The following is a 23,504-nucleotide window of genomic DNA, read 5'->3' on the forward strand; positions in this document are numbered from 1 at the left end:
GGTTATTCTTCGACTATAGAATGTTAATATCCCTGGTTCTGCACTAGCTTGGGATTGAGCTTGACCTCGGAATCGGGGATCGGGATTTTTAACTGGTAATCCCCTTTCCAAGGTTGTTTTAATGGTATGGCAGATAATGTTTCCGTTGCCTTCCCGGTGCGTATCAAATCAAACCAGCGGTGCCCTTCCCCGAAAAGTTCCACTTGCCTTTCATGTTGGATGAGTTTGAAGGCTTCTTCATCGGAAATGGTATTAGAAACCGGTACGGTAAGTCCTGCCCTCGCCCGTAATTCATTGACCAATGCAATAGCCGCATCCTTGTCTTTCGTACTTCCCATTAATAAGGCCTCCGCACGGATCAAGTAAATTTCGCTCAAGCGGATCTGCACTTGGTATTCCGTAGGCTCTGCACCGAATACGGAATTATAAGCTCCTGTTTTATACTTGTAAGGAAAATAAACGCGATCGCCATTGGCATCGGTGGGCATTAACCAAAACTCCTTTCTTTTATCACCGGGCTCAAATGCATTCAGCAACTGGTTTGAAGCTACATAGCGCGCCTGGCTTGAAAGGAAGTCAACAGGGATTAAGTCCGTTCCTTCCGGTGTAGCATTATTTTGCGTGTTTTTATTACTGCTTTGTTTTAGTTGAAAAATCATTTCGGGACTACCTTTCAGGAAAACATTTTCTATACTAGGTTCCAGGTAATACAGATCATTTTGGTCGATGATTTCCTTGGATAAACTTGCAGCCGCTTCATAATTTTTCATATAAAGGTTTACCCTTGCCAACAATGCCTTCGCCGCCCACCGGTTGGGAATGATCCGATCGCCGTTAGCGCTATTGTAAGTGGCGGGCAATAACCCGGCTGCCGCTTCCAAATCCTGGACGATTTGTTGGTACACCAGGCTACTGGCGCTCCGGGGCAATTGGCTCGTTTTATTAAAATCACCTGATAATACCAGCGGCACATCCCCGAAAAAGTTCACCAGGTAGAAATAAGCATATGCTCTCAAAAACTTAGACTCACCATTCAAACGATCTCTAACTGCCTGCGTCAACTGTACCGACTTGGATTCCGCGATTCCTTCCAGGACAGTATTCACCCCGTTGATGCAATCATATGCACTGACCCAAGGCGTCATCGTGAAACTGGATGCATCAATCGTAACGCTGTTCCTGCTGAGAAAATATTCCCATGATGCCTGGTTGTATGTAAATAAGTATTCATCGCTTGCCAAACCGGAAATGATGCCCGAGCTACCGGAAGCAAAACTGGTAAAGGAAAATGTATTGTTATAGCCCGGCGAGTTGATGAGTTGGGAATAAACACCGGCCATGGCAGATTCCGCCTGGGCATTGGAGTCAAAAACTTTCTTAGTTGTAATAAAAGTTCTCGGTTCCTCTATTTCGAGCAGTTTATCGCAGCTGGTTAAACCCAAGGCCAGGGACAAAACCGCTATGTTGAAATATTTATTGATATGTATATTATACCGCATCTCGATTTTTTTAAAGTTGAATAGAAAGTCCTCCCACAAAGGATTTCACCGGTGGGATAGCAAATGGTTGATAAATCTCCGGATCTAATCCTTTATAATTCGTGATCACGAATACATTCTGTGCTTGCAAGTACAGGCGACAGGTTTTTAACTTCATCGCGGCTAACCATTTACTAGGTAAAGTGTATGAAAGCGCCACGTTATTTAACCTTACAAAAGTGATATCCTGGTAATAGGCATCGGATTCTCTTAGCTCGTTGATTTCGATGGAGGAAATAGTCGTTAACCGCTGAAATTTTTTAACATCTCCCGGCTTTTGCCAATAGTTACCGAGCAATTCCCTGGACTGGTTACTTTCCAATGATCCCGCAGCTACTGAACCGTATGAAGGATCAATGCCGTATTGTCTTCTAAAATTAAAGGCGAGGTTTAGATCAAAATTTTTATACCTGAACCCGGTTCCGAATCCACCCAGGTACTTGGGCGATAAATCGATCGGGATATAACGGTCGTTCACCCCTTCTCCCGGTATACCTGTAGTCATATCGATGACACCGTCTTTATTCCGGTCTTCAAAACTGTAGTACCCTGTTTGCGGATCCACGCCCGTGCTATGCAATAAATACTTGGTATTAAGTGACTGTCCCACTTTGTAAACAGTATAGTAAGGCGATTCTTCAATACCGGGATACGCGATCAATTTATTCTTGTTAATGCCGATATTGAAATAGCCGGTCCAGCGGAAATTTTCCCGCTCCATGAACGCGCCGTTTAACGTAAACTCCCAGCCGCTGTTTTCAACATTTGCAGGCCAGTTTGCCGTTACATTGCTGAACCCGGTCATCAAGGCAATCGGGAATTGTGTCAACTGGTTATCGCAACGTTCATTATAATAACTGGCATCCAGCGAAATCCGGTCATTCAAGAAACCGAGCGAGAGGCTCGCTTCAAATTTCTTGTTGGCCTGCCAATGGTAACTAGGATTCACAGCAATCAGGCTGGTGAGCGGGGCTTTGCCATCATAATCTTCCAAGATATTACCATTCAGCATAGATGACCATTGAGCCATATATTGATAATCACCCACGTTGTCGCTGCCCACGATGCCATAGCTACCTCGCAGTTTCACCAAGGAAAGAGATTTAGGTAACCAGGATTGCATCCATTTTTCTCCCGAAACGATCCAGGCAGCGCCTGCGGAACCGAAATTTCCAAAGCGGTTATCGGCGCCGAAACGGGAAGAGCCATCCCGCCTGGCATTCAGGTTGAAATAATACCTGTCATGTAAACTGTAGCTCAACCTTGCAAACACGGCTGCATATTTATACTCTCCAAACACTTGCGTCACGGATTGTACCGGGGCATTTTGAATGGCATGAATCAGGTCGTCCGAAGTAAAACCGAAACCCATCATGTTGGATACATCTGTTTGCGTGGATTGCCAGGTTCCGCCCAAAAGTGCACTGAGCCTACCTTTTCCTAAAGTAGTATTATAATTCAGTTGCGGCTCCACGATCAGGTTGCGGCTATTGGTTGTGCTGGAAAAACTGTAACCTGTAGGATTAAAGATAGGGTTCTGCGCGGCGATAGGCATGGCTTGGAAAGCATCGGACTTACTGTTATTATAACCAAAGTTAATGCTGGCATTGAGCCCCCTGGCCAACTCGTACGCAAAATTCATGCTGCCCCTCAAGAAACCTGTTTTATTACTAAACTGCTGCTTTAGAACGGCGAAAGGAGTTTCATAGCGCGAGTTAGTCATCCACTCTTCAAAATTCAGGCTGCCATCTTTATTATAAATAGATGGCGAATTAGGCGCCATATCTGCATTCCCGGGTGAAGCCGACAATCCCACATCGGTCAACATGTATGAAGCCGTAGCATTGGCGCGGAAGCGGTTGTTGATCGAAGTATGAGTAACCGATAGCGATACGCCGCCGCGTTTGTTTCCTTCGGAACCGAGGTTCACTTCCGTTTGGCGCTCGAAGCTTCCGTTCAGCCGGAATTGCGTTAACATGTTTCCGCCGCTTAAGGTCATATTTGCACGGGTAGCATGCGCCCAGTTGCCCCAAATTTTCTTTTGCCAATTGGTATAACGGGTCGTATCCCATAGTACTAGGTCAGGCGCGTTGATGGCATCGATCGGCAAACCGTCATTGGCCAACGCCTCCTTCCTTATTTGAACATATTCCGGCGTGTTCAACAAATCAAATTCCCGCGTGATCATGGAAACGCCTTGGGCGATATTAAAATTTAACTGGGTACCGGAATTTTCCTTGGAGCGTTTCGTAGTAATCAGGATAACGCCGTTGGCGCCGCGGCTGCCGTAAATAGCTGTCGCATCGGCATCTTTCAATACTTCGATGCTTTCAATTTCGTTAGGGTCAAGGCTGAAGAAAGGACTTTGTCCGCCGCCGGGACCTGTAACGAAACCTTGGGTTACACCGGTAGAGCCGGTTTCATAATTTCCAGAACCCATTTCCAAGTTCATGATCGGCACCCCGTCAATAATAAACAAGGGATCTGCAACGAACTGCCCGCCTATGCCTTTCCTTCCCCTTAATTCGAACCGAACGCTTGAACTGGCAAAACCACTTTGCGGTGTTACCACCAAGCCGGGCACCTTACCAACCAATGCCAGCATGGGGTTCATATTATTATTCCTGAGGATTTCATCGCTGGTTATTTTCACGATATTGCCAGTGGTACTCCGGCGGGTAGTTTTACCGTAACCTTGTATAATGACCTGATCCAAGCTATTATCGGTAGGTTCCAACAACAACACTTGATCAGACAGCTCGGTAATGATATGCGTTGTAGTTTTATAACCGATGTAACTGATCGTCAACACATCGCCCATTTTTACATCCTTCATCACGAAACGACCTTTAACATCAGTGATGACGCCTTTCCCGGTTCTTTTCAAGACCACGGTGGCGTTGATCATCGCCTCGCTTTGCAAGTTGATAACGAGGGCTGTAAAGTCGGCGCCCGGCTTAGAAGTATCCTTTTTAATGAGCGGTTTTACAGTATGATCGATCGGTTTATTAGAGATAAAGATGGTTTTACCATCGATATGATAAGTTAGCGGTTGCCCGATGAAAACATTGTCCAAGAAATCTTTCAACGGGGTATGATCAGCCGTTACCGTTACTTTTTGGGCTTGGGCAAACATATCCTTATTTCCAAAAACGGTATAACCTGTTTGCTGCTTTACGACAGCGAATACCGTTTTCAAACTAACATCCTTTCCCTTGTACGTGACCGTTTGGGAAAAGGCCGCCGCACTTGCATTCAGCAGGGCGATAGTTAATAATATGAAAGTTAATTTCATCGTCATAAAGAGTACTTTCATTCGGCCGCGGAGCTTCGTGCCTCCCGGCGGCAACATGATTTTAGTTGATACAGCCACATACAGGCGAAGGTTTTGGCAAACTTTCCTTGGCCTGCTGTAAGCTTCAGCAGAATTTTGCATAAATTGCATTGTTTGGTTGAATAAAATTGCGTTCCTAGTAATGATACTCAGCCTTATGATAACCGGTAGCACTTCGACCTGCTGCCGGTTTTTTATTAGCCGGTATCAATCATTACATTGATTATTCCATTTAATTTTTCTCACGATTTAGCTTGGATAACTGAACTATGGATAGACGTATAATTTATTGCCGGCTTCCAACTTAAAATGTACCCCGGCGCCTTCCAAACCTTTTAATACGCTTGTCAAGGAAGCATCGCGGGCAATTTCCCCGAAAAATTCGATCTTCGGAATTCCTTGCGGGTAGATGATCTCGATGTCATACCAACGTGCTAATTGGTTCATAGCTTCTTTTAAGCCGAGGCCGTTAAAGTTGAATAAACCTTCTTTCCAGGCAGTGACCCTGGCGATATCAATATTGGGAGTAACGGGAATGGACGTGTTATTACCAGACAAGCTCGCTTGCTGGCCGGGCTCCAGGCGTACACTTCCGGCATAAGGTGCATTTACACGGATGGCGCCGGTGATTAATGTAGCTGTTGTGAGCCCATTGTCTTGATATGCATTTATATTAAACGAGGTTCCGAGTACCTCGATACTTTCACCACCCGGCAATACCACTTTAAAAGGTAGCCTTTCATCTTTTGCCACTTCGAAGAACACCTCCCCGGAAATTTTCACCTGGCGCTCCTTGCCCGAAAAGTTCGTCGGAAAACTCAAAGAACTAGCCGCGTTCAACCAGGCCCGGGTACCATCGGGTAAGCGGATACTGTATTGCCTGCCATTAGGCGTTTTAAGCGTGTTATATTCGTTCTGCCGGCTTCCTTTTGCAGTTCCCCGGTAATACAATTGTCCCGCTTGCACATGTGCTACCGTTCCCATGGCCGTGGTAATATCTTGATCTCCCAGGCTGTCCAGAACGATTTGCCGGTTATTTCCAAGGGTGAGGATAGCCCCGTTTTTGCCCGGGGCTATATCGCTAACAACATATTGGGAGGTATGAAGTGGCTGGTTTTGTTTCCATATTATAAAAGCTGCTACGCCTAATAGCAAAGCGATCCCGGCGGCAATAGCCTTCCAAGGGCTTATCAACCGGATGACCTTATGCTTCCCGGCAACACTTTTCCTATCATTTAAAATGGCCTGCAACCTCATTTCCAACCGACTGCGGGTATTTTCATCCAAGTCTTGAACGGCGGGAACATCCAGTTCGGACATGATCCATTCACCGGATGCGTTCTCATTTGCAGGATCAGACAACCAATCCAGCAAACCGGGCACGGCTTCCGGCGGACAATCATTGTCCAACAATTTTTTAAATAAATGATGGTATCGCTGCTGTTCTTCCACGCTCTTTTCTAATAAAGACGTTGCACAAAATCCGACCGGGGGGGTCGGTTAAATATTTTTTTCGAAATTAAACAGAATGATGGATGATATGTATCATTAACAAGACTAACGCAATATCGGTGTGTTCAGATAAATAGTGCCTAACTGACGCGTTTGCCTTCACGAAATATTCTTTGACAGTATGTTGGGAAATGTTGAGCAGTTCCGCGGTTTCCTTGTAAGTTCTTCCTTCCAGGCGACAGAGTTGAAAAACTTTTCTTTGTTGTGGTGACAATCGATCCAGGGCCTTATCCAGTAATTGCTGGCTATCTTTCAGGTTGAATATTTCTTCTATATGGCTGTAATTCCCGGATATTACTTCTTGGAAATGTGACAATAAACTTTTATCCCTTTGCAATTTGCGGTAAAAATCTACCACTAGGTGGTATGCCATCCTGAAAAGGTATGCCTTAAAATCCTTGTCCACCTGCAAAGATTCCCTTTTCTGCCAAACCTTGGTAAATAGTTCCTGCAACAATTCCTCCGCTAGCAACTGGTCTTTCACCAATTTAACCAGGTTACCCAACAGGGGCGTGCTGTACTTCCAATATAAAGACGTAAAAGCCTGCTCATCGCCTTGCGCGATAAGTATCAGCAATTCCCGATCAGCTAAAGTAGAAAATTCTTCCCCCGTCATTGGCATTTATCAAACAGCCTTAAATATACAATTTTCCTTAGTAATCCCAGGTAAGCATTATAAAAGATCAACCCATAAAGCATTACATATTTTAATATATCAATTAAAAAACGTAATTTATCGGGAAAGATTTAGCCCATGAGTACCCAGGTGACCACCTTCTTAATGTTTGAAGGAAAAGCAAAAGAAGCCATGGAGTTTTATGTTTCCCTCTTTGAAAACTCGAAGATTACTAATGTTGATTATTATGAAGAGGGGGAAATGGGACCCGCGGGCACTGTCAAAGTAGCCACGTTTTCGCTGAATGGCAGACCGTTTATGGCGATCGACAGCCATGTAAAACACCAGTTTACATTCACCCCTGCCATCTCGTTATTCGTGAATTGTACGCAGGAAGAAGAAATTGAAAAATTGTACAAAGCGCTATCGGAAGGTGGTGGCGTTTTAATGCCTTTAGGCGCTTACGGTTTTAGTAAAAAATTTACTTGGGTCAATGATCGGTTCGGTGTTTCCTGGCAAATCAGCTACGATTAAGTTTCGCAGACCTCGTAACAAGTGGCACATGCACGTAGTAGTAAAATAAAGCCCCCGAAAAATAAGCTATAACATCTAGAAAGTCAGCGGTATATTTAGTTGATAACACCGGCATCCACCACTCCATCACGATCGATGTATAAGCTGCAATAAACAACAGGTAAAGTAAGGGATACCTGTAAAGCGGATCCTTGATAATCCATTTCTTCGTGATATAAATAGATACATGCGCCATGGCAGGAACCGCGATAAAATCCGTTAGATGATCGTTCAGGTAGCCGATCGACACATCCAAATGCCTTGATAACCGGACCAGGCTCCAGGTAACCAAGTAAACCATAAAAAACGGATCCAATAAGCGCTTCATTTTACAATACAAATGTGACAATCCCCATGAGCAATAAAGAAATCAAGGAAACCATGACGGCGACAGCATAGAAGCCGGAATTCTTCAACACCTTTTTAAATACGGAATCTCCCGGTTGAACCGGGAACAAGCTGCCCCTAAGCCTTTTAAATAAAGGCTCCTGCGGATCAAATTCTACCTCGTTCTCATTCATATCAATAATTTTTATTCTAAAACAAAGGTATCTTAGCAGGACTTCCCTTTCGGACTATCTTGATTAACGAAGGTACTCATGATACCTCAAATTGAAAACTGATAAAAATCATACCCTTCAAGCACATATTTTTCATGCATTAAAAGTTGGCCGGACGGATTTTTTTGTACTTTTGCCCCCGGTTATGCAGTTTTCGATCAAAAATATCGCCGCAGCTTACCTCATGATGCTCATGTGTATTAAAATCATGGCATTCCCTTTTTTATGCTTCCATTATGAGCTGAACAAGGATTATATCGCGGCCAATTTTTGCGAAAACAAAGATAAACCCGAGTTACACTGTTATGGTAAATGTCACCTAGACAAACAGTTAGCCAAAACAGGCGATCTCCCCACTTCTAATAGCTCGAAAGAATCGGCAAAAGTATTGACGGTTGATTTCGTTGAAAATCTACAAACGATCAATTTTGATAATAACCCGGTTATCGTTAATAAATCCTATAAATCTATTCAAGACCCGGGGTCTTTACAAGGATACGTGGAAAGCGTTTTCCATCCCCCGCTCCCGATGGTATAGTTCCCGATAAAATCAGTTTGCATAGCGCAAACAAATCACGTACTTAAAATTTTCTATTGCAGGTTGGATTTATATATATATCCAATAGTAACAGGTATTTATTCCTTGGAATAATCATTACCTCGATTACTTGACGATGCCTATAACCCGACCAGCTCAACCAATTCATGTTACTTAATACCATCAAAATGAAAATATTTTCAATGCCGTCATTGATCGCTATCCTCCTATTATCAACCGCAATTGTTTCTTGTAAGAAAGATGATCCTGAATTCCAGCAAGAAAATATGGCGACACTTTCCATCGAGTTCGATAATATCGTGGGCGGACAAAACCTGGTGCTCGACAACAGCACGTACACCAATTCCAGCGGTGAAAAGTACACCGTAAATCTTTTAAAATACTTTATCAGTAATATAAAGGTTACGAAAGCTAACGGTGATGAATATACCGTTCCGCAAGACAGCAGTTATTTTTTGATTAATGAAGCCGATCCCGAAACCCGCTTTGCCAAGGTAAACGTACCCGAAGGGGAATACACCCAGCTAACCTTTACCCTCGGTGTTGACAGCCTCAGAAACACGATGGATATCAGCAAACGCACGGGCGTTCTGGATCCTGCCGGAGAAATGGCAGAAGGTATGTATTGGACCTGGAACAGCGGTTATATTTTCTTTAAAATGGAGGGCAGCTCCGATGCAGCGCCAGCCGACCCGACCGGCCAACACAAATTCCGTTACCATATCGGTGGCTTCGGTGGATATGATGCACCGACCATTAACAATATCAAAACTATAACGATCGATTTAACGCAAGGTGGTGTGCCTAAAGTAAGATCCGGCCGGGAAGCGAACATCCATTTGATGGTAGATATCTCGAAAGTATTTTCGGGCAATACCACGCTTAGTATCGCCGCAAACCCAACCGTGATGTTCAGCGCGTTCAGCGTTAATATTGCTGATAATTATGCCGCGATGTTCCACCATGATCATACCGAAAACTAACCGGCTATGAGAAGGAAACATTGGTTGGCATTTACAGCGATCATCTTGTTCATCGGCTGTTCCAAGAAAACGGTAGAGGTATTGACTAGTTTTGAAAAGCCTCAAAACTTTCCGACACCGACTTACCATTTCGAGACGAATGAAATCAGTACTGCCAAGTTTGAATTGGGTCGTAAATTATTTTACGAACCGAGGCTTTCCCGCGACAATACCATTAGTTGCGGAAGCTGCCATATTCAAACGTCCGGCTTCACGCAACACGGGCACGATGTCAGTCATGGCATCGATGATAAATTGGGGAGTAGAAACTCCCCTCCCATTATGAATTTAGCTTGGCGAAATAGCTTCTTCTGGGATGGCGGTGTTTTCGATCTCGACTTGCAACCTATTGCGCCGATCACCAATCCAGTCGAGATGGATGAAACGATCGACAATGTATTAAACAAGCTGCGAGAACATCCGCAGTACCCTGCCTTATTCAAGAGGGCTTTCGGCACACCGGAGATTACCAATGACAGGATGATGAAAGCTTTATCGCAATTCATGGTGATGCTCGTAAGCGCTGATTCAAAGTATGATCATGTAATGCGGAAAGAACAGGGAGCAGCTTTTACAGCCGAGGAAGAAAAGGGTTACTTATTATTTCAACAGAATTGTAGCAGTTGTCATAAGGAACCTTTATTCACGGACGAATCTTTCAGGAATAATGGTATCGGTACCGGTTACAATAATGACAAAGGCCGGTATCTCGTTACATTGAACGAGGCAGATGCATACAAGTTTAAAGTACCCAGCTTAAGGAACCTGAAATACACCGCGCCATATATGCACGATGGACGATTCATCACCCTGGAAGCCGTGTTGGAACATTATGCCGATAATGTCCAGGATACACCGAACCTGGACCCCTTATTACAAAAAGATGGCCGGTTAGGCTTACATCTGGACAAGGAGGAACAACTATCCATCTTGGCCTTCTTAAATACACTGAACGATGAGACCTTTATTAACGACAAAAGATTTTCTGAACAATAATCCATTGGCGATATGAGACAATTAACATGTATTCTAATAATAGGTTCTATCGGCATCTTGTCTGCCTGTCAAACATCCACTAAAAATACGAGCGCTAAAGATAGCAGCGTGCAACAACCGGATCATGCCGGGCATATGATGCATGAAGCAACGGATGCAGATGATTATATTTCAATGGTCAACAGCGGCAGCATACCGGAAGACACGATGAAAGGCAGTCCAAAGCGTGTGGCGATGGCCACTGTTGGCGGCACCCATGTTCATATAACTTACAGCGCACCGGGTGTTAAAAACCGCGTTATTTGGGGCGGATTGGTTCCCTATGGCCAAGTTTGGGCAAGTGGCGCACACATGGCAACTAATATCCAGGTAAATCATCCTGTAAAAATAGGCGACCGGAAAGTGGAACCGGGTACATATGCATTGTTTACCATACCAGGGAAAACAAGCTGGCAGGTAATGCTCAATACAGATGCCCAACAGCATCTTGCCGACAACTATGATTCCACTAAAAATGTAGCCCGAATAACTTTACAGCCGATTTGGGAGGAAGAAAGTTTACCGAGGCTAACATACAAAGTAGAAAAAGTGAATCAACAAGAAGGAAAGATCGTATTGAGATGGGAACGCTTACGCTTGGAAATTCCCTTTACATCCATGGCTAATAAATAGATGATGATGAAAAAAATATTCATATTAATGATAATGCTCTGTGCAAGTGCAACAACCTTCGCTTGCGACATTTGCGGCTGCGGCGTCGGTAGTTACTACATCGGCATTTTACCGGAATTTAATAAAAAGATTTTCGGGCTGAGATACCGTTACAATACGCTTACTACGCATATTGGCGCCGGCGGACAAACCTCTTACCTCACGACCGATGAAACTTACCGTACACTTGAATTATGGGGAGGTTGGACGATCGGGAAAAGGTTCCGTATCATGGGAACCCTACCTGTAAATTTTAATGAAAAGTTCAATCAAGGAATAACGACGCACAAAAATGGTTTGGGCGATATGAACCTGCAAGCTTATTACCAATTATTAGATAACAGGGCAAGTGCCGGGCAAAAGTTGATCGTACAATCTCTTTGGCTCGGCGCCGGTATTAAAGCGCCGACAGGTAAGTACGATTCGGAAGAAAAAAGTCCATCGCAACAATCCGCCAACATTTTTCAACTGGGAACGGGAAGCGTAGATTTCACGTTCAACGCGATGTACGACCTGCGCATACAAGATGCCGGAATCAATTTTGCGGCGAGCTATAAACTGAATACAGAAAACAAAGAACATTATCAATACGGAAACAAGGTAAGCCTGAATGCGCAGGCATATTACAAATTCCGCGTAAAAAATAAAGTTACTATCGCACCCAATATCGGTGCGTTGTACGAATCTGCACAGAAAGATAAAGACGACGGTTTTACCAACGATATATCAGGTGGTAACATCGCTATGGGTACAGCAGGTGTAGAAGTTAGCTTTAACAAGTTCTCGGTAGGCGGCAATTTCCAAACGCCATTGCACCAAGATTTGGCCGGGGGATTTGTACAGGCACATAATAGGGCCATGGTGCATGTTTCAATATTGTTGTAATTTTATCATTGTTATCCGACTAAAAATGCTTTAAAGGTACTTGAATTCCTTACCTGTTCAAGGATATAAGCGAAGGATGATACATTCACCCCCTGCCAAGAGAGCCGTGGAACTTCGCACCGCTGATAGCGAAGGGTAGCTTGGCCATACAGTAGTAGAAAGGCCCGATCGAGCGATCAAATTGCTGGCCGTAATGGCCAATTTGTGCCCTTTTTTGGGCAAGCAAAAAAGTACAAGAAACGAGCAGATGATCATTGAATCGAACTATTGAGGGATCAAAAAATTTAGTCGGACAATAATGTAATTTTATTTTATAAACTTAGGAAATGCGTTTATCAAAAGTTATCATCATCGGTTTTACAGTTGCCACTTTATTGGTCATCTTGTACATGGGATATTCTTTCTTCGGCAAAACGCCGGAGCTGCCGTATGTCGGGGAACCCGGTCACACGGTAGGACAATTCTCGTTCCAAGACCAATCCGGCCGAACAATTACGGAAAAAAATCTGGATGGCAAGGTGGCAGTAGTAGAGTATTTCTTTACAACATGCCCCGGAATTTGTAAAGTGATGAACAAAAACCTGTATGATGTTTATAAAGCGTATGGAAAAGATCCTAAGTTTATCATGCTGTCGCATACCGTTGATCCGGAAATGGACTCCGTACCTGTTTTAGCCGCCTACGCCGAAAAGATGAACGTAGATAATTCGTCCAACTGGCATTTCCTTACGGGGAATAAATATGATTTGTATAAAGCTGCGAGGACAGACTATTTACTTGCCGTTGAAGAGGCAGATGTAAAAACAGGTTCCGAGAATGATTTTATCCATACGCAGTACGTTGCATTACTGGATAACAACAGGAGGATCAGGGGTTTTTACGATGCCACGGACAAGCAAAGCATCCAGAAGTTGATGCGGGATATTAAAACGCTGGAAAGTTCAATTGATAACTAAACATTACGATATATTTATTTCATTGTTGTCCGAGTAAAAATGTTTTCAAGGTACTTGAATTCCTTAGCTGGTCAAGGATATAAGCGAAGGATGATACATTCAAAATCCGGGTTACCCCCAGCCAAGAGAACCGTGGAAACTTCGCACCGTTGATAGCGAAGGGAAGCTTGGCCATACAGTAGTAGAAAGGCCGGATCGAGCGATCAAATTGGCGGCCGTAATGGCCAATTTGTGCCCTTTTTTCGTGCTTTTTTGGGTAAACAAAAAAGTACAAGAAACGAGCAGATGAACATTGAATCGAACTATTGAGGGATCAAAAGTACTCCCCGGTTAAAATTTAGTCGGACAATAATGTATTTATTTAAATGAAATAGCCCGTAGCAAATTTTACGGGCTATTTCATCGAGTAATTATTTTTGTAGCATAGGCATATACTTATGCCTGTTTTCGTAAATCACCCAAATATTCACGATAAATAAGGCTAATGCCATCGGCAAACCCGATGGAGCATTAACAGTATGCGTTAATAATACTCCTACCATGACCGGGAGGATCACGATAGCGCCCAAAGCTCGGAACTTATTCGTGATAAAAAGTATGCCGCCAACAATTTCGATTACGCCAACTAATGGAATCAGCCAGCCGATTTCCATGTAAGCAGACATTATTTTAAGTAAACTTTCAGGCAAATCGTCCGGTACAGGCATGTAATTAAAAAACTTGTTCAGTCCAGAGTTGATGTAGATCAGGCCAAATAGTAAGCTTACTACAAATAGGATTTTCTGTTTCATGATAGTGGATTTGGAAATTTTATAAACTGTTCAGAGAAAATATCATTCTGAATGAGATACGAAGCGTAGATGATATGGTAATCGATTAATAAAACCCGTGTTTCACAATCATTAGAAATTAAATATAAGTAATTTTAAATTAGATTTTAACATTTTATATATAATTGATTATCAGCTATTTAATAAATCAAGGTACGCTCTTGTCCATTGGCTTCTAAAAATTCAGAATCTGTTCAGATTTTGCCGCTAGCTTCGTTTTCGAAATCTATTCATCCAAACCGGTCTATGATATAATTCTACTTGTCAATTTTTTGGGATAAAGGGATATAAATCTCCACTTGAATCACATAAATATTATTGTAAAATTTGAATACAGCGTTAAAACCGGCTTCATTTTCCGGACGATACTGTTATAGGCTTATATCAAAATTAATCGTATGAAATGGATGTTAGCGACGGCACTCCTATATTTATTGCCTAATACCGCATGGCTGGGAAATATCCAGGAAGCCAAAACAACTGCAACAAAAGAACACAAATTAATCCTGTTAAACTTTTCCGGTTCCGATTGGTGCGGGCCTTGCATAAGGCTTACCAAGGATGTTTTTGAGTCCGAAAACTTTTCAAATTATGCAAAGGATAACCTGGTATTGGTGCGGGCCGATTTTCCCAGGCAAAAGAAGCACCGGTTGGATAAAGAACAGGTGAAAAGAAATGAACAAATGGCCGATCAATATAATCCCAACGGGATATTTCCTTACACACTTCTATTGGATGAAAACGGGAAAATCCTGAAATCATGGGAAGGTAACCCGGGCCTCGATGCCGATGAAATGATTGCGGCCATAAAATCTGTGAAGGATGGAGACCAGTAGTAAAATTAGCTTACAAGCGTATTCGAAGGTTACGAAATTGATGGGAAACAGGTTTGAATTTACAGTTGTAAGCGGGAACGCTGAATGGGCTGAATCCCTTATTCATGAAGCGATTGCAGAAGTGCAAAGGATAGAACAATTGTTCACAACATTCAACGAGGCTAGCCAGGTAAATGCAATCAACAAGAATGCGGGTTCGCAACCTGTAAAGGTTGATCGTGAAGTGATTGAATTAATTCAGCGTTCTCTTAAAATCTCTGAAATTACCCAAGGCGCCTTCGACATTACTTATGGCGGCATCGACAAAAGTTTGTGGAATTTCGATACCACGATGACTTCCCTACCCGATCCTCAAACCGCCAAAGCCGCGGTGCGGTTAATCAATTACAAAAATGTTCTGATCGATGAAAAAGCGTCTACCGTATTCCTGAAATATAAAGGTATGCGCATCGGTTTTGGTGGAATCGGTAAAGGGTACGCTGCCGACAGGGCGAAAAAACTCCTGCAATCGAAAGGCGTAGAAAGCGGTATTGTAAACGCGGCGGGGGATTTGACCACCTGGGGAAATAGACCCGATGGTCAGCCATGGACCATCGGCATCGCGGATCCGAACCAGGTTAGAAAAGCCCTTTCTACTTTACAGATCAGCAACATGGCAGTTGCCACATCGGGGAATTATGAAAAATTTGCCATCATCGATGGTAGAAAATACTCGCACACGATAGATCCAACTACCGGGCTCCCGGTATCCGGGATAAAAAGCGTAACCATCATCTGCCCCAGTGCAGAGCTGGCGGATGCCATGGCTACGCCTGTAATGGTGATGGGTATAAGGGTTGGATTAGATCTAATCAATCAATTAAACATGGTTGGATGCATCATTATCGATGATCAAGACCGGATGTATTGTTCTGATAACATAAAAATTAGCAAACCATGAAAAGGCTCAAGGTAGGAATCTCATGCCTGGCAATGATGGGGCTCATCGGTTTTAGCGCCTGCGCTACCGTAAAACCTTACCAGAAGAACAGGATCAACGATGCGGAAATGGAATTATCCGCCAGGAAAACACAAAGGTTCGAACAGAACTTCCAATTGTACCGGGAAGGCGGATCAGGGGCCAACGGTGGTAAAAGTGGCGGGGGCTGCGGTTGTAATTAAGTTAAACAGATGAGCATATGAAGAAGATTCAATTTGGTATCCTGGCCATGTACTTTGCAATGTTGGCCACAGGAACGAAAGCGCAGCAAGCGCCTGCTACCGATTCATCGCATTACAAGATCAAGAAATTAACATTAGATGAGATCAATATCGTGTCGGGATATTATCACCAAGATGGCAATAATTCGGCCGTAACGGGCGGCATCGGAACGGAAAAACTCACCGACTTTGCTAATACTTTCGATGTACAGGTGTCGAAAGTGAATAAAAATGATCATAAACATACCTTCTTATTAGAATTGGGGATCGATCATTACACTTCCGCTTCATCGGATAAAATCGATCCTAATACGATTTCCTCCGCATCCAGCGCAGATACTCGTATTTATCCTTCTTTAACTTGGACGAATACCGATAACAAAACCGGCAATTCCTTCGGTGCATCACTGTACTATTCATCAGAATATGATTATCAATCCATCGGCGCCGGCTTAAGCTTAAGCAGGATTTCCAAGGATCAAAACCGGCAGTTCGACGTTCATTTGCAAGCATTCCTGGATCACTGGACAGTAATATTACCTTACGAGTTAAGGCCTTCCAAACCGGGAAGTTACGAACCAGTAAAAAGCGCCGGTACGGAGCCACGCAATTCGTTTAGCGCTTCTTTTGCCTTGTCGCAAGTCATCAATACCAGGTTGCAGGCCATGGTTATCGTGGAACCGTCTTACCAACACGGTTTATTGGCAACACGCTATCAAAGGAATTATTTTACCGATGGCAGCGTGCTGCCGGAAAACTTACCCGGCAACCGTTATAAATTACCGATCGGTTTGCGGCTCAATTATTTTCTGGACGACCATTTCATTATCCGGACTTTCTACCGTTTCTATATGGATGATTGGGGTGTGAGGGCACATACGGCGGAAATTGAAGTGCCGATTAAATTTACCTCGTTCGTGTCGCTAAGTCCGTTCTACCGCTATAATACCCAGCAGGGAACCCGGTATTTTGCGCCCTATGGGCAGCATGCACCCGGTACGGAGTTTTTCACCAGCGATTATGACCTGGCCACGCAGCATAGTTCATTCGTAGGCACCGGGCTTCGCTTGGCGCCACCGAGGGGCGTATTTCATTGGCAGCGGTTTAACCAGTTGGAATTGAGATACGGTCATTACATGCGATCTACTGGCCTTAACAGTAATATCTTGACACTCGGAATGAAATTTAAATAAGTTTAAGAGAGAAATAGAATGGCGGAATATTTCTCGTATTAACCTACAACTGGAATGGAAGTGCCGAAAATATTGTATTATCAATATTCTCGGCCTCCATTTCTTATGTTGGGTTTTCTACTCCTTATAACATTTCCAGAATTTTTTCATTCTCGATGATAATCATACCTTGCCGATCACCCGTGATGCCCTCTTGCAATTGATAGGTATAACGGGGAACGGTTCCTTCCATCACGGTAGGCATAAATTTATATTGCACGGTAGTTTCCTGCTGCTGCAAGGCAGATCCAACCTCGATGATATGGGTGGAGATTATATAAAAACATGCACGGAATGCCGCGAATGCAGCTGTTACAGCCAGGGTTGCATCGTAAGCGTCTTTAACATTCGTCCCTTTAAACAGTTCATCGAAAATGATAAATAATTTCTTTCCTGATGCGACCGCTTCTGCAACTTGCTTTACGCGCAATACTTCTGCATAAAAGTGGCTATAGCCTTTTTGAAGATCATCCGGTACATTTACAGAGGAGAATATACCATCCAAGACTGAAAATCGTAATTTATTGGCTGCGACAGGAAATCCCATATGGGCCAGGTAAACCATGATCCCTGTAGATTTCATCAAGGTAGACTTTCCCGCCATATTCGCACCTGTGAGGAACATTACATTACTATTGCCTTGGAAGGAGATCGTATTTCCTATTGCTTTATCCAAGCCGGGATGCCTTACATTCGCAGCTTCCATCAGATTTAGTTCGGCTGGTAATGCAATCGCATAGTCAAAGTTTCTATCGCGGGCAACTTTCCCAACAGTTATCAATACTTCTAACTCGTAAGTAAGCAGTATTAGCTGCCGCAAGTTTCCCTGCAAAGATTGTAATATCAAGTATTTCCATTTCGCACTTTGCCACCAGGATAAGCTACTGGCCGGCTGCACCAATAAACCTTGCAACCTTTCATCTGCAAACAACTGTTTAGCACAACTGTACCACGCTTCCCAAGGCGTATTCAAAACCATGCCAACGGATTCCAAATCTCCCAGCAGCCTTTGGCATTGCCCCAGGAAAGCGATCGTAGCATGTAATCCTTCAACATCCTTATCAAATAATTCATCTTTTACGGCAAAATGCAGCACCTTCCGTTTCAATTGTGTCCAGGCCAGAACGGGCATGGACAAATCCCCGCCTTCATCTAGGAAAGCTTCAAAAGGGGCAATGAGCGACAAATCCAAATTGAGCTCGGTAGGATGTTCGGTAAAATAACGGAAGGCATTACTCCTCGTATTTATTTCCCCGGCATTCGTCAAAGGTTGCTGAAACATTTGATCCAACAACTTTTCTGCTCCCTTGGTTTGCACCTTGTTAAAGATGTTGAATACCGAGGCATTGTCATATTTACCCAGCATTTGCAAATCTTCCAAAGTTTGTTTATCTGCAATAAAACTCATATAACACTCCTTATTGTTTTGCTTTCCGTAACATATCAATGATCCCCTCGTTTTCTATGATAATCATCCCGTGCCGATCTGCGGTAATTCCTTTTGTTAACTTGTGCGTATAAACGGGCTTAGTTCCATCGAGATGCGTGGGTAAATATAAAAACTGGATATTTTTACAAGCTTCCTTCAATACTTCCCCGGCTTCCATGATGTGTGTAGAAACGATGAACATGCAGTTATTCCTGCGGGCAACGCCTTTCGTAATAGCAATCGTAGCCTCGTATGCATCTTTTACATTCGTTCCCCTGAACAGTTCATCAAATATTACGAACAGGTACTTATCCCGGCTTAATTCCTGGGCTACCTGTTTTACTCGCAACACTTCTGCATAGAAATGACTGGCGCCCTGGCGTAAATTATCTGGCAGGTTAATCGTAGTAAATATCCCGTCCCTCACGGAAAACTCCATTTTGGAAGCAGCTACCGGGAATCCCATATGTGCCAGGTACATGGCAACGCCCAATGATTTCATGAAGGTAGATTTCCCGGCCATGTTAGCGCCTGTCAGGAAAATAATATTACCACCGGGGGATATTTCGAGCGTATTTACAACAGGGTCGGTAAGCGCCGGATGATAAAAATCTTCCAAGATAACCAATTGCTCTTCCTTAGCTTTAGCTTCCGGAAACACGTAATTCCGCTCCTTGGCAACTTTGGCAACTGAAGCATATACATCGATCCAATAAATAGCCTCTAGTAACTTCAACATCTCCTCCCGGTGGCGGAATCTTAATAACTGGTCATACTTCGCCAAAGTAGCATACGGCAGCTTAGCCTTCAGCGATTCCTGCTGTAGCGGCATCAGGGCATCCGCTTCCAGGATGGCTGCAATTTTACGAAGTTGTTGCTTGAAATGCTCTTGCTTTACCTGCTGCAACATTTTTTTTACGAAAGCATGGCTGGCTTGTAATAACCTGAGCAGATGCAAGATACCCTTCTCGGTATTCTTAAATTCCGTATCGGAAGCGATTAATTGATTAAACTTCCTGGCAAGCGTTTGATCTTCCGCATTTAAGCGCGTACGGCTATCTGTTTGTTGCAGGTATTGATCGGCCGCATCAAACCAGGCGCTTTCGAAAGGGAAAGCAATATCGCCTTCCGCGAAAAATCGGATCGTCGAGCTGCGGTTATTGATCTCTTCAACATCGGAAAGCGGGGAACGGAACATCTGCTCCAACAACAAGGCCCCACCCCGGGTAAAGGTGCGGTTGAAGATACTGTAAATACCTTCAGCCCCAGCTTTACCAAAGATGTTCAGATCGTTGAGCGTTTGTTTATCAGTCATCAAACTCATCGCGAACTATTTTCTTTTCCTACGGATCAATAAAATGGAACTAATTAATAACAACAATCCCGGCCATATCCACAATAAGGAAATTCTCAGGATCTTAGCACCGGACTTGGTCAGCGTCGTGTTATCATCAGACGGTTTCGGGCGGCTAACATCAACCGGGACCGTGCCGTAGGATAACCAGTGAAAAGTACCCGGCACCAAGGTGAAGTTGCCCGCCCCATAAATCCTGATCGGCGGGTTCATACCACCATTGCTGATACAATCCGCATCACCGATGATGACGATGCGCTGTTCTTTCTTACCTACTTGCCTTGTTAATCCCATCACGGTTACAAAGCTATCAACACGTTCCCCTGTTGCGGGATCCAAGGAAGCGGAATCATTCACGAAATCGATCGTTTGCAATTCGTTCCAGGTTTTCATCGTATCCGTTCTCATGATCGGTATAGCGGCGTAGCCCCTGTCGTTAGAAGAATCCATCACCAGGGCGGCAGCTTTTACCATTCCTACGTACTGATGGCGTTGATTCATCATTTCATAGATTTCAGCGGTTTTGTAAGATTCCTGGGTAGGCCTGCAAATCACCGCGTTGCCGGCAATATCTTGCTTGGGTTGCACCAGTTGACCGGGAACGGTTTTCACACCGAACTTGGCGATAAATTGGTTCATTACCTCGGAACCCGGTTTTAATGTGATTAACAGGTTACCGCCTTTCGCAACATAATCATCTACTTTTTTCATTACATCGTCTGAAGGCATTTCTTTCATATCAGCCACCACGATAATATCCACTGAATCGGGAATTTGCCGGTTGCCGGAAAGATCCAGGTTCATGACATCGCAACCCTGGTTTGTCAGGGCATAACGGAATGTTTTCACCGATGAGAACAAGGTATAATCCATGATCCTGTCGCCTTCAATTTTCCTTTCACCTTGTCCTTGTAAAAATGCGATCTTAGGCAGCTTCATGACCATACGCTTAAATACCGCCGTGACTTCAGCTTCATTGGGAAACTTCATCATATCATCGTATATACGCAAGAAAGCTTTCTGGCCATTTTCACGTTCCACCAAACGTACGAACGTATTCCCTTCACCAGATAAATCAATCTGCTTTTTTATTTCACTGGGCGGCATGAATAAGTCGAGATCGATATCCCGCATTTCTGCAAGTTCCTTTGCCTGTTCGGCTAAAGTCTTGTTTGGGAAACGGCGTTCTAACCAAGGGTTATTGCTCGGTTTATCATAGTAGTATACATATTTCAACTTGGTTTCCGGTTTGAAACGGATGTATTGTTTCAATCGTTCTTTATCAACATTTACCTGCGAAGGAATACCATTGTAGTACTCGCGATCCAGCAAGTTTACATAAGTAGTAATCGTTAAACCGCCATCCAGTTTTTTCATGATTTCCTGGCTGTTGGGCGTCAAGGTATTCCTTTTGGTTTCAGTAGTATCGTAGTACGCCATGACCATCGGCCTCGAAGTGATGTAACCCAGCATCATAGCCGCTACAAAAACCACGGCATAACGCATCCATACCATCGAGAAAGAAGCATGCGTACGGTTGGATTGTAACTTCAATACGCTTAACGTAAGGAACAAGGCGATCACTATTAAGAAATACAGCACATCTTCCGAATTGATTAAACCCAGCACCATCTCGTTACAACGGCCCGATATCGATAACCAATAAGTAATGTCCCTGATAAATTCTACATCTTGCCAAACTTGATTCATATAACTTAACGCGGCCAATAATACCAAGGTACCCAATGCTGCAACCACCTGGTAAGATGTTAAGCAGGACATGAATAAACCGATGGCAGAATAGGCGCACATTAATAAAAACAGTGCTAACAAACCAGATAATACGGAGGGCATATCGAAATGATCGATATTAATCATGCCGATAATAGCGAAGATCATCAATACCCCGATCAAGGTAAGGCTGTAAAATACCATCGACAGGAACTTCCCCATGATGATTTGACCCGAAGTAACGGGAGAAGAATATAATAACTTGATAGAGCCGCTGCTAAATTCACGGCTTATCAATCCCATTGTCAACAATGGAATATACAGGTACAGGTATTGTTGTAATACAGTAAAAACGCCCCGGTTTCCAGCAAATAACCCGGCAGTCATAAAACCGCCGCCGAAGCCGGTTTGCTGTGCGCGTACCATCTCCTGAAAAAGATCCATGAAGGTCATACCGGTTTGAAAAGCAAACACGACCAGGATCAACCAAGCGATGGGTGAATAAAACATCGTGAATATTTCCGCCTTGGCGATCTTAAGAATTTGTCTCATTGATATTGATTTTATCAGTATGGTTTATTTCGATTTTTTCGAGAGGCGTGCGAACACGGCATCCAGGTTGCTTTTTTCAATCATTAACTCCATCAGTCCCCATCCTTGCTGCACACTCATAACGGCAAGTCGCTGCGCGGTATATTTATCCCCGTCATATCCCATCCTGAACTTGTAAGGCGACAGTTGTTCGACTGAGCGGATGCCTTCTATTTCTTTCAACCTTTCTTCTACCGGTGGCGTATCGAGGGAAATAACGAGCGTATTGGGTTCGATATAGTTATCAAACATTTCCATGGTTCCTGAGAATACCAATTGTCCTTCCTCGATCATCTTAATTTCCTGGCAAGTAGCCTGCACTTCTGTAAGGATGTGGGTAGAAAGCAATACGGACCGTTCTTTTGAAATATCCTTGATCAAGTGCCTAACTTCTACGATCTGGTTAGGATCCAGCCCGTTGGTCGGTTCATCCAGTACTACGAACTTAGGGTTGTGAACGATGGCTTGCGCGATGCCCACTCTTTGCTGGTAACCACCTGAAAGGTTGCGCAACAACCTTTCCCTGAAGTGCGCGACACCGCATCTTTCGGAAGCTTCTACCACGGCAGATTTAATCTTTGCCTTTTCCACCATCCGCAATTCAGCGCAATAAGTAAGGTATTCTTCGACGGTAAAATCAAGGTGCAAAGGCAATTTCTGGGGCATGAAACCGATATTTTTCTTAGCTTCTACCGGGTTATCCTTCAGGTTGATCCCGTTGATGTACACGTCACCTTTTGTTTGCTTGAGTACACCGCAGATAATATTCATCGTGGTTGACTTCCCGGCGCCGTTGGAGCCCAATAACCCTACCACACCTTGGCTGCGGATTTCGAAATTGATATCGCGCACTGCCCACTGGGAAGTATACTTGTGCGATAAATTTTCAACTTTTACAATGGCGTTTTCCATTTATTTGATATTGTTATGAAAATAAAATCCCGGTACAAGCCAGGGACTTGCAAAATGAATAGGTTTACAGGTAATGTTCGGGAAAACTGTCCCCCCGGAATACCACCGGGAGGAAACAGTTTAATAG

Annotated in this window: 22 protein-coding genes; 11 read left to right on the forward strand and 11 right to left on the reverse strand. The window is 43.7% G+C overall.

What is annotated here, in order from left to right; all coding sequences use genetic code 11:
* Window positions 1-23: 23 nt before the first annotated feature.
* The 4 genes from COR50_RS19705 to COR50_RS19720 form a co-directional block, all read right to left on the reverse strand.
* Window positions 24-1,499 (reverse strand): RagB/SusD family nutrient uptake outer membrane protein, encoded by a 1,476-nt coding sequence (locus tag COR50_RS19705; RefSeq protein WP_098195588.1) that lies wholly within the window; start codon window positions 1,497-1,499, stop codon window positions 24-26.
* Between the two features lie 10 nt (window positions 1,500-1,509).
* The gene (locus COR50_RS19710) at window positions 1,510-4,974 is read right to left on the reverse strand and encodes a SusC/RagA family TonB-linked outer membrane protein (RefSeq protein WP_157761019.1); all 3,465 of its coding nucleotides are present in this window, start codon (window positions 4,972-4,974) and stop codon (window positions 1,510-1,512) included.
* A gap of 165 nt (window positions 4,975-5,139) precedes the next feature.
* Window positions 5,140-6,324 carry a FecR family protein gene (locus COR50_RS19715; RefSeq protein WP_098195590.1) on the reverse strand — a complete coding sequence of 395 codons (1,185 nt, stop codon included), beginning with the start codon at window positions 6,322-6,324 and terminating at the stop codon, window positions 5,140-5,142.
* A gap of 67 nt (window positions 6,325-6,391) precedes the next feature.
* Window positions 6,392-7,000 carry an RNA polymerase sigma factor gene (locus tag COR50_RS19720; protein WP_157761020.1) on the reverse strand — a complete coding sequence of 203 codons (609 nt, stop codon included), beginning with the start codon at window positions 6,998-7,000 and terminating at the stop codon, window positions 6,392-6,394.
* Between the two features lie 138 nt (window positions 7,001-7,138).
* On the opposite strand from COR50_RS19720, the gene COR50_RS19725 reads away from it, so the two are divergent.
* Window positions 7,139-7,534, forward strand: coding sequence for a VOC family protein (locus COR50_RS19725; protein ID WP_098195592.1), 396 nt, complete (start codon window positions 7,139-7,141; stop codon window positions 7,532-7,534).
* On the opposite strand, the gene COR50_RS19730 is transcribed toward COR50_RS19725, so the two are convergent.
* Complete coding sequence (locus COR50_RS19730) at window positions 7,521-7,901, reverse strand: hypothetical protein (RefSeq protein WP_157761021.1); 381 nt, start codon at window positions 7,899-7,901, stop codon at window positions 7,521-7,523. The two genes, COR50_RS19725 and COR50_RS19730, sit on opposite strands and share 14 nt — an antisense overlap.
* A gap of 1 nt (window position 7,902) precedes the next feature.
* Entirely contained in the window at window positions 7,903-8,094 is a 192-nt protein-coding gene (locus COR50_RS19735) for a hypothetical protein (protein WP_098195594.1), read from the reverse strand.
* 247 nt (window positions 8,095-8,341) lie between these two features.
* On the opposite strand from COR50_RS19735, the gene COR50_RS19740 reads away from it, so the two are divergent.
* From COR50_RS19740 to COR50_RS19765, 6 genes are all read left to right on the forward strand, one after another.
* On the forward strand, window positions 8,342-8,671 hold the full coding sequence (locus COR50_RS19740; RefSeq protein ID WP_198405716.1) for a hypothetical protein: 330 nt from the start codon (window positions 8,342-8,344) through the stop codon (window positions 8,669-8,671).
* Window positions 8,672-8,859: 188 nt separating this feature from the next.
* Window positions 8,860-9,675: an MbnP family protein gene (locus tag COR50_RS19745; RefSeq protein ID WP_232516212.1), complete on the forward strand. Its 816-nt coding sequence runs from the start codon at window positions 8,860-8,862 to the stop codon at window positions 9,673-9,675.
* 6 nt (window positions 9,676-9,681) lie between these two features.
* A complete protein-coding gene (locus tag COR50_RS19750) occupies window positions 9,682-10,710 on the forward strand; it encodes a cytochrome-c peroxidase (protein WP_098195597.1) in 1,029 nt (342 codons plus the stop codon).
* Between the two features lie 12 nt (window positions 10,711-10,722).
* Window positions 10,723-11,382, forward strand: coding sequence for a DUF2911 domain-containing protein (locus COR50_RS19755; RefSeq protein WP_098195598.1), 660 nt, complete (start codon window positions 10,723-10,725; stop codon window positions 11,380-11,382).
* A gap of 27 nt (window positions 11,383-11,409) precedes the next feature.
* Complete coding sequence (locus COR50_RS19760) at window positions 11,410-12,306, forward strand: transporter family protein (RefSeq protein ID WP_232516213.1); 897 nt, start codon at window positions 11,410-11,412, stop codon at window positions 12,304-12,306.
* A gap of 326 nt (window positions 12,307-12,632) precedes the next feature.
* Window positions 12,633-13,262, forward strand: coding sequence for an SCO family protein (locus COR50_RS19765; protein ID WP_098195599.1), 630 nt, complete (start codon window positions 12,633-12,635; stop codon window positions 13,260-13,262).
* Between the two features lie 410 nt (window positions 13,263-13,672).
* Here the strand turns inward: COR50_RS19765 and COR50_RS19775 are convergent, their stop codons facing one another.
* Window positions 13,673-14,053, reverse strand: coding sequence for a DoxX family protein (locus COR50_RS19775; RefSeq protein WP_098195601.1), 381 nt, complete (start codon window positions 14,051-14,053; stop codon window positions 13,673-13,675).
* Between the two features lie 437 nt (window positions 14,054-14,490).
* Between COR50_RS19775 and COR50_RS19780 the strand changes: the two genes are divergently transcribed.
* From COR50_RS19780 to COR50_RS19795, 4 genes are read left to right on the forward strand one after another with little or no spacing between them, the layout of a single operon-like run.
* Window positions 14,491-14,928 (forward strand): thioredoxin family protein, encoded by a 438-nt coding sequence (locus COR50_RS19780; protein ID WP_098195602.1) that lies wholly within the window; start codon window positions 14,491-14,493, stop codon window positions 14,926-14,928.
* Complete coding sequence (locus tag COR50_RS19785) at window positions 14,915-15,868, forward strand: FAD:protein FMN transferase (RefSeq protein WP_198405717.1); 954 nt, start codon at window positions 14,915-14,917, stop codon at window positions 15,866-15,868. Before COR50_RS19780 ends, COR50_RS19785 begins: the two co-directional genes overlap by 14 nt.
* A complete protein-coding gene (locus COR50_RS19790; protein WP_098195603.1) occupies window positions 15,865-16,089 on the forward strand; it encodes a DUF4266 domain-containing protein in 225 nt (74 codons plus the stop codon). Before COR50_RS19785 ends, COR50_RS19790 begins: the two co-directional genes overlap by 4 nt.
* A gap of 17 nt (window positions 16,090-16,106) precedes the next feature.
* Window positions 16,107-17,321, forward strand: a complete 1,215-nt coding sequence (locus COR50_RS19795) for a DUF3570 domain-containing protein (protein ID WP_098195604.1) — start codon at window positions 16,107-16,109, stop codon at window positions 17,319-17,321.
* A gap of 124 nt (window positions 17,322-17,445) precedes the next feature.
* Here COR50_RS19795 and COR50_RS19800 read toward each other — a convergent pair whose 3' ends face one another.
* Genes COR50_RS19800 through COR50_RS19815 form a run of 4 tightly spaced genes read right to left on the reverse strand, consistent with a single transcriptional unit; the run spans window position 17,446 to window position 23,377 of the window.
* Window positions 17,446-18,768: a MutS-related protein gene (locus COR50_RS19800; RefSeq protein ID WP_098195605.1), complete on the reverse strand. Its 1,323-nt coding sequence runs from the start codon at window positions 18,766-18,768 to the stop codon at window positions 17,446-17,448.
* A gap of 10 nt (window positions 18,769-18,778) precedes the next feature.
* Complete coding sequence (locus COR50_RS19805; RefSeq protein WP_098195606.1) at window positions 18,779-20,113, reverse strand: MutS-related protein; 1,335 nt, start codon at window positions 20,111-20,113, stop codon at window positions 18,779-18,781.
* A 6-nt stretch (window positions 20,114-20,119) separates the two neighbouring features.
* The gene (locus COR50_RS19810; RefSeq protein ID WP_098195607.1) at window positions 20,120-22,426 is read right to left on the reverse strand and encodes a Gldg family protein; all 2,307 of its coding nucleotides are present in this window, start codon (window positions 22,424-22,426) and stop codon (window positions 20,120-20,122) included.
* Window positions 22,427-22,450: 24 nt separating this feature from the next.
* Window positions 22,451-23,377: an ABC transporter ATP-binding protein gene (locus COR50_RS19815; RefSeq protein WP_098195608.1), complete on the reverse strand. Its 927-nt coding sequence runs from the start codon at window positions 23,375-23,377 to the stop codon at window positions 22,451-22,453.
* Window positions 23,378-23,504: the final 127 nt, after the last annotated feature.

The organism is Chitinophaga caeni (assembly GCF_002557795.1).
Lineage (GTDB): Bacteria > Bacteroidota > Bacteroidia > Chitinophagales > Chitinophagaceae > Chitinophaga > Chitinophaga caeni.